This window comes from Streptomyces cinnabarinus (genome assembly GCF_027270315.1).
Classification (GTDB): domain Bacteria; phylum Actinomycetota; class Actinomycetes; order Streptomycetales; family Streptomycetaceae; genus Streptomyces; species Streptomyces cinnabarinus.
On the sequence record NZ_CP114413.1, the window covers coordinates 8,052,202 to 8,065,864 of the forward strand.

At 69.4% G+C, this 13,663-nt stretch carries 12 protein-coding genes and 2 pseudogenes; 9 read left to right on the forward strand and 5 right to left on the reverse strand.

All coding sequences use genetic code 11. The features are described from left to right. Positions 1–3: 3 nt before the first annotated feature. Positions 4–1,425 (forward strand): NADH-quinone oxidoreductase subunit N, encoded by a 1,422-nt coding sequence (locus STRCI_RS36340; protein WP_269664734.1) that lies wholly within the window; start codon positions 4–6, stop codon positions 1,423–1,425. Between the two features lie 49 nt (positions 1,426–1,474). Here the strand turns inward: STRCI_RS36340 and STRCI_RS36345 are convergent, their stop codons facing one another. Next, the gene (locus STRCI_RS36345) at positions 1,475–2,374 is read right to left on the reverse strand and encodes a DUF5134 domain-containing protein (RefSeq protein WP_269663242.1); all 900 of its coding nucleotides are present in this window, start codon (positions 2,372–2,374) and stop codon (positions 1,475–1,477) included. A gap of 147 nt (positions 2,375–2,521) precedes the next feature. After that, positions 2,522–3,109 carry a TetR/AcrR family transcriptional regulator gene (locus STRCI_RS36350; RefSeq protein WP_269663243.1) on the reverse strand — a complete coding sequence of 196 codons (588 nt, stop codon included), beginning with the start codon at positions 3,107–3,109 and terminating at the stop codon, positions 2,522–2,524. 336 nt (positions 3,110–3,445) lie between these two features. Between STRCI_RS36350 and STRCI_RS36355 the strand changes: the two genes are divergently transcribed. Then, the gene (locus STRCI_RS36355; protein ID WP_269663244.1) at positions 3,446–3,952 is read left to right on the forward strand and encodes a hypothetical protein; all 507 of its coding nucleotides are present in this window, start codon (positions 3,446–3,448) and stop codon (positions 3,950–3,952) included. Between the two features lie 93 nt (positions 3,953–4,045). On the opposite strand, the gene STRCI_RS43695 is transcribed toward STRCI_RS36355, so the two are convergent. From STRCI_RS43695 to STRCI_RS36370, 3 genes and pseudogenes are all read right to left on the reverse strand, one after another. Next, complete coding sequence (locus STRCI_RS43695) at positions 4,046–4,474, reverse strand: hypothetical protein (RefSeq protein ID WP_269663245.1); 429 nt, start codon at positions 4,472–4,474, stop codon at positions 4,046–4,048. Then, positions 4,474–5,316, reverse strand: a complete 843-nt coding sequence (locus tag STRCI_RS36365) for an MFS transporter (RefSeq protein WP_269663246.1) — start codon at positions 5,314–5,316, stop codon at positions 4,474–4,476. The genes STRCI_RS43695 and STRCI_RS36365 overlap by 1 nt, the downstream gene beginning before the upstream one ends. Before the next feature lie 64 nt (positions 5,317–5,380). Continuing rightward, positions 5,381–5,893, reverse strand: a pseudogene (locus tag STRCI_RS36370) (hypothetical protein); the annotation flags it as partial. A 288-nt stretch (positions 5,894–6,181) separates the two neighbouring features. Here STRCI_RS36370 and STRCI_RS36375 point away from each other — a divergent pair. The 7 genes and pseudogenes from STRCI_RS36375 (at position 6,182) to STRCI_RS36410 (ending at position 13,662) form a co-directional block, all read left to right on the forward strand. Beyond that, positions 6,182–7,447: a S8 family serine peptidase gene (locus STRCI_RS36375; protein ID WP_269663247.1), complete on the forward strand. Its 1,266-nt coding sequence runs from the start codon at positions 6,182–6,184 to the stop codon at positions 7,445–7,447. Between the two features lie 58 nt (positions 7,448–7,505). Further along, positions 7,506–8,753, forward strand: coding sequence for a MalY/PatB family protein (locus STRCI_RS36380; protein ID WP_269663248.1), 1,248 nt, complete (start codon positions 7,506–7,508; stop codon positions 8,751–8,753). A gap of 206 nt (positions 8,754–8,959) precedes the next feature. Next, the gene (locus STRCI_RS36385) at positions 8,960–9,154 is read left to right on the forward strand and encodes a hypothetical protein (RefSeq protein WP_269663249.1); all 195 of its coding nucleotides are present in this window, start codon (positions 8,960–8,962) and stop codon (positions 9,152–9,154) included. Positions 9,155–9,159: 5 nt separating this feature from the next. Beyond that, positions 9,160–9,375 (forward strand): annotated as a pseudogene (locus STRCI_RS36390) (peptide-methionine (S)-S-oxide reductase); the annotation flags it as partial. Between the two features lie 323 nt (positions 9,376–9,698). Next, the gene (locus STRCI_RS36400; RefSeq protein ID WP_269663250.1) at positions 9,699–11,399 is read left to right on the forward strand and encodes a GMC oxidoreductase; all 1,701 of its coding nucleotides are present in this window, start codon (positions 9,699–9,701) and stop codon (positions 11,397–11,399) included. 27 nt (positions 11,400–11,426) lie between these two features. Further along, on the forward strand, positions 11,427–12,374 hold the full coding sequence (gene iolE / locus STRCI_RS36405; protein ID WP_269663251.1) for a myo-inosose-2 dehydratase: 948 nt from the start codon (positions 11,427–11,429) through the stop codon (positions 12,372–12,374). Between the two features lie 28 nt (positions 12,375–12,402). Beyond that, the gene (locus STRCI_RS36410; RefSeq protein ID WP_269663252.1) at positions 12,403–13,662 is read left to right on the forward strand and encodes an FG-GAP repeat domain-containing protein; all 1,260 of its coding nucleotides are present in this window, start codon (positions 12,403–12,405) and stop codon (positions 13,660–13,662) included. Position 13,663 lies beyond the last annotated feature (1 nt).

Consider the following 13,663-nt stretch of genomic DNA (forward strand, 5'->3'; position numbering starts at 1 on the left):
GAGATGACCGGGATGAACGAGAATCCCCTCGACCTCCTGCCCGAGGTTCTGCTCGCCGCCTCGGCCGTACTCGGTCTGCTGCTCGGCGCGTGGCTGCCGCGCCGCCGCCAGTGGCTGACCGGAGCCCTGGCAGGCGCGGCCTGCGTCGTGGGGATCGTGGCCGCCGCGACGGCCGCGACCAAGCCGGTGGAGACGGCATTCGGCGAGTCCTTCGCCCTGGACACGCTCACGGCCACCAGCAGGATCGTCATCCTCGGCGCCACGCTGCTGGTCCTCGCGCTCGCCATGCCACGCCTGTACGCCGACCCGCGCGAGACGGAGTTCTACGTCCTGCTCCAGCTCGCCTCGGCAGGCGCCCTGACGCTGGCCGGAGCCCAGGATCTGCTCCTTCTTGCCGCCGGCTACCTGCTGGCCAGCGTGCCCGCCTACGCGCTCGCCGGGTTCCGCAAGGACGGTCCCGGCACCGAGGCGGCGCTGAAGTTCTACGTCGTAGGTGCCTTCCTCGGCGTCGTGATGCTCGCCGGCGTCACCATCCTCCTCGCCGCCGGGCGAGTCACGGTGTATCCGATGCTGGGCACCGGACTCGCCGAGGCCGCGCCCGGACTCGTGGCGGTCGGTACGCTCGCCCTGCTCGCCGGTCTCCTGTTCAAGGCCGGAGCCGTGCCCAGCCACTTCTGGGTGCCGGACGCCGTCCAGGGCAGTTCTGCGCCTGTTGCCGCCTTCCTCACCACGATCCCCAAGATCGGCGCCCTGGCGGCGGTCTATCGGCTCGCCGCAGTGCCGCTCGCGGACGCCGACCTGCCATGGGCCGACCTGGTGGCCTTGCTCTCGGTGGCGTCGATGACGCTGGGGAACCTGGCCGCGTTCTTCCAGCAGGACGTCAAACGACTGCTCGCGTACTCCACCATCAGCCAGGTCGGCTATCTCCTGCTCCCGGTGGCCGTCGCCGGACGCACCGACCTCGATCAGGAAGCGCTGCTGTACTACCTGGCCGGGTACGCGCTGACCAACCTCGGCGCCTTCGCCGTCGTCTGCGCACTTCCCCGAGCGCACACCATCGACGACTACCGGGGTCTGGCACGGACGCACCCGGCACTGCTGGCCTCGCTCGTCGTCTGTCTGCTGGGACTGGTGGGCACGCCCCCGACCGCTGTCTTCCTCGGCAAGCTGGAAACCTTCAGCGCGGCCTTCGATGGCGGCTACGCATGGCTGGCGGTCGTCGCGGCCGCCAACACCGCTGCTTCGCTCTTCTATTACCTGCGCTGGATCGCGTCGGCGTTTCTCGCACGCGGACCCGTGGGTGATCCGGGTGCGACGTCAGGATCAGCTGCCGTCGTCGCCTACGGGGCGGCCACCGGATCCGTCGTCCTCGGGCTGCTCGGCGGGACCGTCCTGGACGTGCTGGGCGGACCGCTCGCACCTTGAACAAGGGGTTCATCAAGAGCACCGATGCGTACGGGGCGGCAGCGGACGGTCAGACGGCCATCATGACGAGCATGGCGCACATCGTGCCGCCCATGCCGATGTGGGCCGTCAGGGCCGCGTCCGGCGATGTACCCGGCGGACGGCGGCGGCTTCGGCTGCCCGTTGCCGCGCCCGTCCGGCGCCTGGTACCTCCGGACCGGGCCCTGTCCCAGACGGAGATGGCCAGGGACGCAGCAAGGACCACTATCGCGTCGGGCAGGGCGAGAAGCCACCGGGCCCAACTGTTCCGCCCGGCACCGCGACCGGCACCCGCCCGCCGGCCGGTACCGCGGACCCGCGCCCACACGGACGCGACGATCGAGAGCAGAAAATACCCAGCGAGTGCGACCAGGACGATGCGCCACACAGAAGCCGCGCCTCCCGCCGCGGCGCTGTGGGTGGCGCCGGCGGTCATGTCGTGTCCGGTCATCCCCGAGGCATGGTCCATCCCGGTCATGCCCGCCGCCTCCGTGGCGTTGGTCGTCCCGGCCGATCCATGCCCGTGTCCGTGACTCATGCCGGCCATGGAGTGCTCGCCCAGTGCGAGGACCGGCGCGGAATCGGTACCCGGCATGGCGAGCGTCATGATCACCATGGCGGCACTGCCGATGATGTGGTGTGCCCAGCGGCGGCCGTGGCGCCAGCCGTGCAGTCGAGCCTGGCGTGCGGAGAGGGCCGCGCCGCCCAGGCCGACGGTGGCGAACGCGGCCACCCACCACCCGCTGTGGTCCCCGAAGCCGGCCGCGGTCGCAGGCAGGAACATCGCGGCCATGCCGGTGCCCATGACGAGGTCGCCTCCGGCCGTGAACCGCACCTCTGTGCTGTCGGCCGCGGCCAGCCGGGCCGCGCTCACGACGGCCACGAGTGCGGCGACCGCCGCCAGCGTCCAGTTCAGAGCTGGGCTTCCCATTGCTGCCTCCGCATCGACCGCTGTCGCAAGCGCCGTGTTCGCGGTGCGCCGACCCGTGCCGTCCGCCGGCTGTTGGCTACGGATGCCCTTAGTACGTAGTGGTGCCAAGAGGCGTTCAGCGGGCGGGAGTTCTCTGCCCGGCGAAGGTCAGTGCCGGGGTGGGCGTACGCCGGTCAGGGTGAGGGTGACCAGGCGTCGCACGGCGGCTTTGGACGGCAAGGTGCGTGCTGCCATCAGGGCGTTGAGGCAGTAGTGGGTGAGTTCGGCGGGCGGCATGTCGTCCCGGACGTCGCCGGCCTGTGCTGCGTCGGTCAGCAGTTCCTGGACCATGTGGTGAAGGTGCTGGTGTGCATGGGCAAGGTGGTTGCCGCTGTCCCGGTGCAGGAACGCGCCGAGGTCCGTGTCGTGGTGGCCGTGGGATTCGTGAGTGATGAGGGCGTACGTCTCCAACACGGCTTCCAACCGCGCGCTCGCCCCCTCCGTCCGGTCCCGCACCTCCGCCAGTCGGGCGAGATGGCCGGCGATCTCCCGGGCGTGCCAGGCGTTCAGGATCGCTTCGACGTCCGGGAAGTACTTGTACAAGGTGGCCCGCCCGATGCCGGCCTGCTCCGCGATCTGAGACATCGTCACCGACAGCGGTCCGTTCTCGGCCGCCAGGGCGGCGGTGCTGTCCAGGATGGCGTCGCGCACTTCGCGGCGGTGCGCCTCGATCGTCTCGTTCCACAGCTTCGGCACGCAGAAAGCGTACGTGACGCCGATGCATGAACATGATGGTTTGACAGTGACAAAGTGTATCGATAAAGCTGGAGTCGTTCGACCTGTAGGCCGCTCAGGCGTGTGCGAGACAAGGAGGATCACTCATGGCGGATCCGTCCCAGGAGCTGGGCGCTCGGGAAAGCACCGATGGGCCCCCCGGCCGGAGCCCGGCTGCCCCTGGTATGCCGCGATGGGTGAGGATGTCCGCGCTGGTCGCGGTGGTCTTCGTCCTTCTTCTGGTGCTCGTGCTGCTGGTCAAGGGGGGTGACCACGGCCCAGGCCGGCACTTTGGTGGCCAGGCTCCACTGGCCTCGGATGACGATGCCGCCCCGGCTGCGCAAGCTTGCCCTCATTGCGCATGTCACGTCCTCGGTCGGCTGGTTCGGTGCGGTCCTCACCTTTCTCGCGCTCGGGGTGATCGGTATGACCAGCCCGGATGCCGCTGTGGTACGCGGTGTCTACCTCGTGATGGAGCCGGCTGCCGGGTACGCCCTCGCTCCCCTGGCCTTCGCCTCGCTGCTCACTGGTGTCATCCAGTCCTTGGGTACGACCTGGGGTCTTCTGCGCCACTACTGGGTCCTGTTCAAGCTCCTGATCAACGCTGTCGCCACCGGGGTGCTGTTGATCTACCTGGGCACGTTCAGGTCCATGGCTCACCTGGCCGCAGACCCGGCGGCCGAGCTCTCCTCGGTGCGCAACTTCTCGCCCGTGCTCCATTCGGTGCTCGCGCTGGCGGTTCTGCTGTTGGCCATGATCCTGGCGGTGTACAAGCCACGGGGCGTCACCCCGTACGGGCAGCGCAAGCAGCGGGCCCAGCGGTGACCCGCGCCTTTCCGCGACACCGATCGGCATACTCGCGCACGTGGGGCACCGTGAGCGGATGGACAGTTGATCCCAGAGCTTGCACGCGGCCCTTTATGCGGCCTTGGCCAGGGTGGACCAATCCGTGCTGGGCGCGGGCCGGACGGGGGCCGAAGGGGCGGTCAAGGCCCGTTCTCCGTCGTGGCGCGGCCAGAGGAGGAGGGCGGCGAGCGCTCCCGCCCCGGCAAGGACCGCGAGGACGGACCAGGCGAGGGTGAAGCCGGCGTTCGTGCCGAGCCATCCCGCGACGGGATAGGTGATCAGCCAGGCCAGGTGCGACAGAGAGAACTGGGCCGCGAATGCCTCGGGAATCGCGTTGCGTCCCACGGAGGCGCGCAGGACCTTGCCTGTCGGTGTGATGACGAGCGCCATGGCGATGCCGATCACGGTCCAGATGATCGCCGTACCGGTCCAAGTGAGGCTGGCCGCGATGAGCGTCACCGCGGCGGTCGTGCAGCCGACGAGGACTCCGGCGCCGGTCATCATGACGGTCCGGGCAGGGATCCGGTCGAGAACGCGGGGCAGTACAGGGCCGCCAGAAGGGTTCCGGTGCCGGAGGCGGCGAGCATCCGGGCGACGCCCGACTGCGAGCCGCCGAGTTCGTCACCGACGTGGTTGGCGGTGTTGACGACGACGATCGACCCTGCTGCCGCGACCACGAGATTGAGCGCCATGATGCCGCGCAGTCGCGGAGTCCTGAGGAAGGTGCCGATGCCGGCTGCCGCCCTGCCCCATGCCTTGGTGTGGGTACTGGGGCGGGCGTCGGGGATGCGTGTCGACAGGACGAGCAGGCCGGAGATGAGGAATCCGGCGGAGGTGCCCAGGAACAGCCAGTTGAAGCTCATGAACGTCAGGGCGACGGCTGCCGGCACGGGGCTGAGCAGACTCTCCATGGTGTAGGCGACCTGGGAGGCGGACGGGGCACGCGTGCAGTCGGACTCGTCGGTGACGATGTCGGGGATGACGGCCTGGAACGTCGGGGTGAACGCCGCCGAGGCGGCTTGGAGCAGGCCGATCAGCACGTAGATGTGCCAGACCTCGGTGACCAGTGGCAGGGCCAGGACCACCACACCGCGGACCGCGTCGAGGAGGAACAGGAAAGTTCTCCTGGGGAGCCGGTCGACGTACGCGGCGGCCAGCGGGGCTATGACCACGTACATGACCATCTTGATGGTCAGGGCGGTCCCGAGGACCAGGCCGGCGCGCGGACCGGCGAGGTCGTAGGCGAGCAGCCCGAGGGCCACGGTGGTCAGCCCGGTCCCGAACAGGGCGATGACCTGGGCGCTGAACAGGCGGCGGTAGTCACGGATGGCGAACAGACGCATGGCGGGGTCCTTCCGTATCCATGCGGCGGGGCACGGTCCCGCTGAGGGATGAGCGTTCGTACGGTCAGTGGTGTGCGTGGTGGTGGCAGCTGTGCCCGGGCGCGACGTGGGCTGCCGCGCCCGAGCGAGGGGTGGTCCCGGTGGTCCGCACCGTGAACTCGGCTGTCCGGACAACGCCGTTGTGTTGGAAGTCCAGGTACAGGCGGTAGGTGCCCACCGAGGGCGCGACCGCCATGAAGGCGATCTCGGGTCCCGCTGCGGTGGTGCCGTTGCCGGGTTCACCCTCCGGGTGGACGTGGAGGTAGCCCAGGTCACCGACTCGCAGTGCCACCAGGTGCCCGTATGCGGCCAGGTAGGGCTCCAGGTCGGTGACAGGGCGGCCGTTCCGGCTGACAGTGAGCGTCAGTTCGCTTGCCTCGCCGGGCACGAGGCCGCCGACGAGCGTGACGGTGTACTCGCCGATCTGTGTGACCCCGGAGGCATCAGGGAGAGGCCGCGGGTCGTAGGGTCCGGCCACCGCGACGTCGATCCCCAGTGTCATGGTCCCCTTGTGCCCGGCCGGGTGGATGTCGGCGAATGGATAGATACCCCCTAGGGGTACCTTGCAACGACTTCATCTATACCCCCCACCCGTATCTCTCGCAAGGGTTGATCTCCGGCCCGGAGATGGGGAGTGGGTCACAAGTCCGCTGAGTCCCCATTCCCAACGCCCGCTTCTGGTGGGGGTGTTGTCACCCACAGGACGGACACGCGCCTCCCCGGCCGGGAGGGCGCAGCGTGGACCGGGGTACTGAGTTGCGAGCCTGTGCACGCGGTGTGACCGTGGGAAGTACTGAAAGCGGGCAATCCAATGGCGAACGGACCTATGAACAGGCGCGCGTTCACCGGTCGATATGTCATCGTCCTGGACCGCGGCGAGCAGGAAAGCGGGCTGCACGCACTGCGTTCCACGGCCGGTATCGGATCCGTCGAACGAGTCCGGGAAGCCGACGCCGCGAACGTCGCCGAACTCCTTGAACGCCCCGACGTATCGGTGCACTTCGAGGCGCTCGGCGTCGTCGTCGCCGAGGTTCGGCCCGATCAACGCCATGCGCTGGTGACGACGGCCGTGAGGGAGCCCTCGATCGTGGCGGCCGAGCCTGAGTGCATGGTGTACCCCATGCCGGTCACCGCCCCGCGACAGGCTCCGGCCGAGTTCTTCCCGGCCTACCGCGGCGAGGGGGACGTGGTCCAGCGGGACACCATGGCTCACCTCGCCGCCGCCCAGGGCCCGGCCTGGGACGAGGAGGCGTGGACCTGGGGACTGCAGGCGATCCGGGTCAACCTGTCCGGCCTGACCGGGCGCGACGTGAGCATCGCGGTCCTCGACACCGGTGTGGACACCGATCACCCGGATCTGGCCGGACGCATCGAGGCGACGGCCTCCTTCGTGCCCCAACAGACGGTGGAGGACGGCAATGGCCACGGCACTGCTTGCATCGGCATTGCCGCCGGCCCCGCCAGTCCTCGGCAGGGCCCCCGCTACGGCGTGGCCTCGGAGGCGCGGATCCTCGTGGCGAAGGTGCTCAGCGACTCGGGCAAGGGTGCCGACGGCCAGATCCTCGCGGGCATGGAGTGGGCCATGGCCCGCGGCGCGCGTGTGATCTCCCTGTCCCTCGGCGGCCTGGTTCAGCCGGGTCAACTCTTCCCGCAGGCGTACGAGTCGGTGGCCCGGCGGGCAGCCGAGAGCGGGGCGGTGGTCGTCGCCGCCGCCGGGGACTACAGCGACCGTCCCTTGCACATCGCACCTGTCAGCCGACCGGCCAACTGCCCCGCCGTCCTCGCGGTGGCCGCTCTCGACGCGTCGCTGTCGCCGGCGTTCTACTCCAACGCCGGCATCAACGGCGACGGCGGTGAGATCAATATCGCCGCGCCGGGCAGAGACGTGCGCTCGGCCGCCCCCAACGGCGGATACCAGGTGCTCAGCGGCACCAGCATGGCCGCGCCGCATGCCGCGGGCGTCGTCGTCCTGCTCGCCCAGCAGTACCCCGACGCCTCCGCGGCCGGACTCAAGGCCAGGCTGGAGGCGGGTGCGTGGCCGCTCCCGCACCTCGTCACGGACGTGGGCCCGGGTCTGCTTCAGGCCCCGTGAACGAGTCCTGGCCGACATGAGCCGGGGGCATCGCCGACCCCATGGCTAGCATCCGGCCATGGGAACCGACGACAGCTCATTCCGTGACCGGGCACGACAGGACATCGCCGCACCCTCGGGATCGGTCTTCGACACCGTCGTGGACCGCAGGAACTCCAACTCCATGAAGTGGGCCTACGGCCATCAGCTGCTGTCCGCCGACGAGGCCGCGGCCGACCCGCTGCCGATGTGGGTCGCCGACACCGACTTCAAGGCTCCCCAAGCCGTGATCGACGCGCTGCACGAGGCCGTCGACCACGGTGTCTTCGGCTATCCCGGCGGCGCGACCGACAACTATGTGGACGCCGTGACCGGCTGGCAGGCCAGACGGTTCGGCTGGGAGGTGCCGCGGGAGTGGGTGCTTCAGACGGCCGGCGTCATCACCACGCTCAAGACCGCGGTGCAGGCCTTCTCCGCCCCCGGTGACTCGGTCCTGATCCAGCCGCCGGTCTACGCCCACTTCCACCACGACGTCCTGCTCAACGGCCGCCACCTCGCCTACGCTCCGCTCCAGCGCACCGAGGACGGCTACCGGTTCGACGCCCGTACGTTCGCCGCCGCCATCCGGCCCGACACCAAACTGTTCATCCTCAGCCACCCCCACAACCCCACCGGCAACGTCTGGACGGAGGACGAGCTGCGGACCATGGGGGAGATCTGCGCCGGGCACGGCGTCCTCGTCATATCCGACGAGATCCACCAGGACCTCGTCATCAATCCGGAGCGCCAGCACATCCCGTTCGCCTCGCTCGGCCGGGAGTTCGAGCGCAACAGCATCACCTGCACGGCGCCGAGCAAGACGTTCAACCTTCCCGGGCTGCAGAGTGCCAACGCGTTCGTCCCCGACCCCAGGCTGCGCGAGGAACTGGCCCGCCAGTACGAACGCAACGCCTTCCCGTTCGTCAACGTGCTGGGCATGGCCGCCGCCGAGGCCGCCTACACGCACGGTGAGCCCTGGCTGGAGGAGATGCTCACCTACCTGCGCCGCAACCACACCCACTTCGCGCAGTCGGTCAACAGCGCCACCTCCAAGGTCCGGGTGCTGCCGGCGGACGCGCTCTACCTGGCGTGGACGGACTGCCGCGGTCTGGGGCTGGACGCCGAGTCCCTGGACAAATTCATGCTCACCAAGGCCCGCCTGTGGCTGGACAAGGGACAGAAGTTCGGGACCGAGGGCCACGGCTACATGCGCGTCAACCTGGGCTGCCCACGCTCCACGGTCGACGAAGCGATACGACGGCTGCTCGCGGCCGTCGACGGCGCGTGACCGTCCCAGTTGGCTCAGGGGCGGGTGAGGGACATCACCGTTCCAAGCGGTGAGCATAGCTGGAGCAGTAGTGCGATTGTGTGGCGCGCTGCTACCGCATCCGTCATTCGTCACTGTATTGACAGGTGACGAACTGCGGATGCATGCTTACGGTGGCTCCGTCGGGCGACGGAGCCACTGCGCGACCCGCGAAGTGGAGGTCGGTCATGAACCAGGAAGCCGCGTCGGATGGCGCCACGGCGGCCCGGCAGGCGCGTTTCGGCAAGCTGCCCGAGCGTGTCCGGTTCGAGGACATGACGGAAGGGGCGGAGACGGAGCCGAACGGCGGCGTGAACGCCTCGTACCAGGATGTGGGCGCTTGGCGCACGTTCTCGTGCCTGGCCCTGGACCTGGGGCTGTAGCGGCGATCCCGGAGATCGTCTTCGACCCCGCGGTCGCCGACTACCGCGCGATCCTGGAGTACTTCTTCCAGATCCACGACCCGAGCACCCGGAACCGCCAGGGCAACGACATCGGGCTCAGCTACCGGTCCGCCGTCTTCTACGCCGACGAGGAGCAGCGCCGGATCGCGCTGGACACCATCGCCGACGTGGACGCGTCCGGGCTGTGGCGGCGCCAGGTCGGGCGCGGGAAGTGGCAGGTGTAGCCGTCCGGTAGCGCTGGAGGTAGTCCTGGTGCTCCGGTTCGGCCTCCCAGAACGGTCCGGCCGGCGCCACGCCGAGTGATCCAGTACGCCTCTGGCATATGACAACTCGCACTTGCGTCCACCCTGTGCCACCGTGAATGAGGCATCCGCGGACCCGCTCAGGCGGTCTCCCCGCCCTCGTACGTGCGGCACCGCAGTCCCGGATGTCCGGCGGCTGACCTCGGACCGGACCGGCTCTTCGGCCTGGCCGCGTCGGCTGCGCCCTGTGCCGTCGACGCGGCCAGGCCGAAAGGACGTCCATGAACGACAGCGCTGTGCCCGTTCCCCATGAGGCCGACGTACTCATCATCGGCAGTGGCCCCGTCGGCTGCGCCTTCGCCCGCAAGCTGGTGGACGCGGGCAAGAACGTCCTGATGATCGATGCCGGGGCCCAGCTCTCCCGGCGCTACGGCGAACACCTCAAGAACAGCTATCTGTTCCAGCGGAACATCGACCTGTTCGTCTCCGTCATCAAGGGCAATCTGCTCCCGCTGTCGACCGCCACCAACCGGGAACCGGTGCTCACCCTGGACCCGTCCGCGTTCTCCTACGACCCGGACAAGTACGCCGGTTTCTCCATGCGCAACCAGAACCCGGAGCAGCGCGGGCACCTCAACCTGCCCGCCGCCGCGGCCACTTACGCGGTGGGCGGCATGGCCACGCACTGGACCTGCGCGGTGCCCCGCTTCCACCCCGAGGTGGAACGGCGCCACGCCGGGGAGGACTACCCCATCGACGACAAGGCGATGGACCGGCTCTACGAGGAAGCGGAGTCGCTCCTCACCCGCAGCACCTCGGTCTTCGCCGGCTCCGCCCGGCACCTGCTCGTCAAGCGCGTACTCCAGCGCGCGGGGGAGGAGTTCGCCGATGTCACCGAACTGCCCCTCGCGGTCAGCGACCGCGCCGACTCCGCCCAGACCTCCGCGGTGACCTGGTCGGCCGCCGACACCGTCCTCGGTGAACTCGCCGACCCCGCGCACACACCCCCGCACGGCTCGTTCCGGCTGCTGCCCGAGCACCAGTGCGTCCGGCTGGAGATCACCGGTTCCGGCAAGCACCAGAAGGTCCAGTACGCCGTGGTGCGCAACCTGCGCGACGTCCGCGACGAGATCCGGCTGCGGGCCGACACCTACGTCGTGGCCTGCGGTGCCGTACCCACACCGCAGTTGCTGTTCGCCTCCGGCGTCACCCTGCCCGCGCTCGGCCGCTATCTCACCGAACAGCCCATGTCCTTCTGCCAGGTGGTGCTGGAGCAGCAGCACATGGACCACATCGAGGAGATCCTGCACAGCGGCGGCGACGCGGACCGGGCCGCCGCCGACCGCGTCGCCCGCTACCGCGCCGCCCAGCTCAAGCAGCTCCACGCCGGTGACAAGACCGCCGACCCGGTGCCCTTCCCGCCCTGTGAACGGGACCCGAACCTGGCCCTGTTGGTGACCGAGGCGCGCCCCTGGCACTGCCAGATCCACCGGGACGCCTTCACCTACGGCGCCGTACCGCCCAATGTGGACCCCCGGCTCATCGTGGACCTGCGCTGGTTCGGGATCTCCCGGCCCCGCCCGGAGAACAAGGTCACCTTCTCCCGGCGGCTCCGCGACACCTTCGACCTGCCGCAGCCCACCTTCTCCTTCCGCCTCGACGAGGCCGAACGCAAGGAGACGGACCGGATGAGCCGGCACATGATGCGCACCGCCGCCGCACTCGGCGGCTTCATGCCCGGCTCCGAGCCGGTGTTCCTCACCCCGGGCCTGCCGCTGCACATCGCGGGCACCACCCGGATGGGCCGCAGCGCGCTGGACAGCGTCGTCGACGAGTACTCCAAGGTGTGGCACATCGACAACCTCTATCTCGGCGGCAACGGCCTGCACCCCTTCGGCAACGCCTCCAACCCCACGCTCACCAGCGTCGCGATGGCGCTGCACGCGGTCGACACCATCGTCAAGGGCCACCCCGGACACTGACCCCCGCCCCGACCTATGGACGCCACCATGCCGGTTCACCCCACCCCGCGCCCGGACGGAATCCACCTGGGCATCACCCCCACCTGCTGGACCAACGACGACTTCCCGCTCATCGGCGACGACATCCCCATGGAGCAGTGCCTCAGCGAGATCGCGCTCGCCGGGTTCGAGGGGTGCAGCATCGGCCACACCTTCCCCACCGACCCTGACGCGCTGACCGCCGCCATGCATCTGCGCGGACTCAGCGTCAGCGAACCCTGGGTGAGCACGTACTTCACCGTGCCCGACGGCTCCGCGCGCACCGCCCGCGAACTGCTGAGGGTGCTGGAGTTCCTGAACCGCTTCAACGCCGACGGACCACCGGTGCGGACCACCACCATCGGTGTCGCCGAGTTCGGCCACTCCGTCCACCTCCAGCAACTCAGCCTGCGCAGCAACAAACCGGAGTTCACGGACGAGCAGTGGGCCGACCTCTGCGAGGGCCTGAACAAACTCGGCGAGATCATCGCGGGCCAGGGCTTCACCCTCGCCTACCACCCCCACATGGGCACCGGCGTCCAGACCGAGCGGGACGTCGACCGGCTGATGCGGGACACCGACCCCCGCCATGTCGGCCTGCTGATCGACACCGGCCATCTCACCTGGGCGGGCGCCGATCTGACGGCGCTGATGGAACGGCACCGGGACCGGATCGCGCATGTGCACCTGAAGAACGTCCGCGGTGGCGTCCGCGCCGACCGCACGCTGGCCGACGGCAGCTTCCGCGAGTACATCGAGGCCGGCATCTTCACCGTGCCCGGCGACAGCGACGGCGACATCGACTTCGACACCGTCCTGAAGGTCCTCGGCCCCGGCGAGGCCTACCGGGGCTGGCTGGTGGTCGAGGCCGAGCAGGACCCGCGGGGCGGTCACCCGCCGCTCTACTACGCGCAGACCGCCCACGCCTACCTGGCCCGGGCTCTCGACCCCAACTGACCCACAGACAACTGGAAGGCACCCCACCATGGGCGCAAGCACCCCCCTGAACCTCCGCGTCCCCCGCTTCACGCGCGAGGTCCTGGAGGACGACCTGAACGAGGGCTACTGGCTGGAGGCCCCCGACATCGACGGCGACACCCGCCCCGACCTGGTCGGCCACGGCCTCTACCTCGGCGAGCTGTACTGGTACCAGAACCCGGGCTGGCAGAAGCGCCTGGTCGCCGACGGCTTCCACATGCCGATCGGCGCCCACTACGGCGACATCTCCGGCAACGGCTTCCCCGACATCGTCGTCTGCTACGAGCTGTACGGCGCCCGCGGCCGGATCGACGACCCCGACCCCGACGGCGGGAAGATCGACTGGATCGAGAACACCGGCAAGTTCGACTCCGAGACCCGCTGGAAGCGCCACTTCATCGGCCGCCACACCGCCATGCACCGGATGCGCCTCGGCCACTTCACCCAGACCCGCAAACCGGAGCTGATGGCCCTGCCGACGGTGGGCGCCCACCACGTCCACGCCCTCGTACCCGTCGTGCTGTTCAGCCCGAACAACGACGTACGCCAGCCCTGGGACAAGCGCATCATCGACGATGCCCACTACCGCATGATCCACGGCGTGGAGATCCAGAAGAACCCGCTCCCGGGCAGCGAGCACCTCGACTCGATCCTGCTCGCCTCCGAGGAGGGCGTCACCTGGCTCCACTACGACGAGGTCCAGCAGCGCTTCACCACCACCCACATCGGCGACGGCGAGCACGAACGGTTCGACGCCACCGGGTTCAAGGGCAGCGGCGACGTCGGCGCCGGACGGATCGGCGACGACCCGCACGCGTACGTCGTGGCCACCGAGCCCTTCCACGGCAACACCGTGGCCGCCTACGTCAAGGAACGGCCCGGCACGCCGGTCGCCGAGGCGAGCTGGCGCCGCATCGTGCTGGACGTCTTCGGCGACCCCAACGAACTCGGCGAGGGCCCGAGCCATCAGATCGTCTGCGCCGACTTCGACAACGACGGCGACGACGAGTTCCTGGTCGCGCTGCGCGGACCGTACCCTTGGCAGGGCGTCTTCTACTACAAGTGCCTGGACGTCGAGGCCGGGGTGTTCGCCAAGTGGCGGGTGTCCTCGGACAGCGCCGCGCGGATCGCCCTTGGCGACTTCAACGGCGACGGGCGGCTCGACTTCGCCACCATCGCCTACAAGGTCGACAAGTACTTCCTCGCCGAGGACGCCAAACTCTGCCTGTTCCGCAATGACATCGAGGAAGCGGCCGTCCGGCCGTAGC